Below are 2,073 nucleotides of genomic sequence, written 5' to 3' on the forward strand. Positions count from 1 at the left end.
TGTAGGTTTCTGGCTTTGCCTTCAACCTGTTCATCATTCATGTCGAAACCAGCTTTAACAACCTCATCAAAAGGTACAAGATTGAAGTGTACGGGGGTCTCCATGAACGGAACCATTTTCATATGGGCCGGGACAGCTCTAACAAGTTCCATGTACGTAGTTGGCTTCACTTCGGTACGCTGAATGGTTAAATCATACCGTCCATCTTCCCCTTTTTTTAAAATCAAACGGTTCGCTGATTCAGAGGCAGCAAACTGAGGTAGATGAGGGTTAATTTCAAGCATATCGTTTGCTAGCTGCTCATTGGAATCACTGGGACGCTCCTCGTGTTTTAGAACCAACAAACGATTTCTGTCTTTCTGCAAATCAGGAATACCTCCATTAGCCTCTGAAAGCACACTCGATTCAACCAAGCTATAACCATGTTTCAGTAGATACTCTCTATTGACTTCGGTGTATGAGTCTAGATAAGGCAGGGACGTTAAAGGGTCAAAAGATTGCTGATAATCTCTTGCAGACTTTATTTCATTAAGTAGGCCTCCAGGGAGCCTGTATTCATTATGAATACTCTCCAGTGCTCTATCTATAGGGGTTATATGAACCCACTCAGTCCAAAACCTCAGTCTAAACATATTCCATGTCCAATCATTAGGTTTTTTGCTTGTAGCGCTTTTAAAAACAGTTGAAAGTATCATAAATTACATAGTCCTATTTGCTTGCACTTGGTGGTCGTTCAGACTTTTCACCATTTCCTTTGGTGCCATTTCCGTTATTACCACTGCCATTATTTTCATTGCCTTGCTGATCCTGTTGAGGTTGTTGTTTCTGAAGTGAACCATTAAAAGCATCAGACATTTTGTTGAAGGTACCATTGGTTGCTGATAGGTACTGTTCAGAATCACCAAATTGACCAATAGCATCCGTAGCAACCCAAGACATTAAATTGTTGGCTAATAAGTTCGGAGCTTTCAGACAATAAGTAAGTAAACCAAATAGAACGATAGGATATCCTCCTGTAAGCATAACTAAATCAAAAAGGTCCCAAGAGGAAGGTAGATTAACTCCAATTGACTTCCACCAAACGCTATTAAGGAAAGCTAAGCTGAGGTTACACATTGCAAACCCCAGCATTAGTCCAATTACATGAAGAGTCGGCCTCAGGAATATTGCTCCGTAGAGAGCGGCCATTCTTAGACCATGAACAGCCATTAGCCCTTCACCTGCAGCAGAAGCTAATAAAGCACTGCCCAGGGCAATGCCTGCCAGAGCTTCGGCACAAATGATGAAAAAAGCGGTAACAACAAATAGGAATGTAATTATTGGCACCATGGGCAATACATTTCCTAATATAAAAGCACCTAGAAGGCTTGATACAACCAATGGGGCTACTGTTTTAACGAAGAAGGCCAAAGGTATAGCGAATGGAGCTGACAAAGCAGAACTCTCGAGGGCACCTTTGATTACATCTGCGCCTTCAGTTGCCAATACAACGATGTACCAAATGTTCTTAAGCGCTTCACCTAACGTAGATAATAACGCCAAAGCATTTGTAGACCCTGTAACGTCGAATAGAGCTCCATCATAGTCAATGCCGCTCATCCCTGGCGTTTCTATTGCAGATGCCAGATTACCATTATAATTACCAAGGCTTAGAGCTGAGCTTAATATTCCGGAAGCAACAGATACTATTGCAGACTCGTTGCCAGTTGCCGCTGCTTTTGCGTTTTCATTTGTCGAGTGAACGGCCATTAGTGCGGACCAGTTATTCAACTTCTGCGCCTCAGGCCAATCTGATTTTATGTCTCCACTCATTGCAAGTTGTTCAGTTAAGTTCCAAGTGAACTTTGGAAAATTGCTTGCCAGCCAATACGTCTTACATTCGTTTGCTTCATCTATTTCATCATCAAGAGAGGAATCGAAAAGGTTTATACTTGGAATCCATGAGAATACAGAACGGCAGAAACTAGTTCTTTCAGGTATATTTGTACTCATTACATTGTCTAATGAAAAACCTACTCCAGATGAAGCTAATTGCATCATTCCATTCATACGGCTAAACGCTAGAGGAGCCAT

At 41.7% G+C, this 2,073-nt stretch carries 2 protein-coding genes; both read right to left on the reverse strand.

All coding sequences use genetic code 11. The annotated features are described in order from the left end of the window. On the reverse strand, positions 1-632 hold a 632-nt coding region (locus IQR33_RS23890), incomplete at its 3' end, for a hypothetical protein (RefSeq protein WP_193844117.1). Positions 633-708: 76 nt separating this feature from the next. After that, a partial coding sequence (locus IQR33_RS23895; RefSeq protein ID WP_228014098.1) for a hypothetical protein occupies positions 709-2,073 on the reverse strand: 1,365 nt, incomplete at its 5' end.

It is taken from the genome of Vibrio sp. OPT46, from assembly GCF_015163535.1.
GTDB lineage: Bacteria > Pseudomonadota > Gammaproteobacteria > Enterobacterales > Vibrionaceae > Vibrio > Vibrio alginolyticus.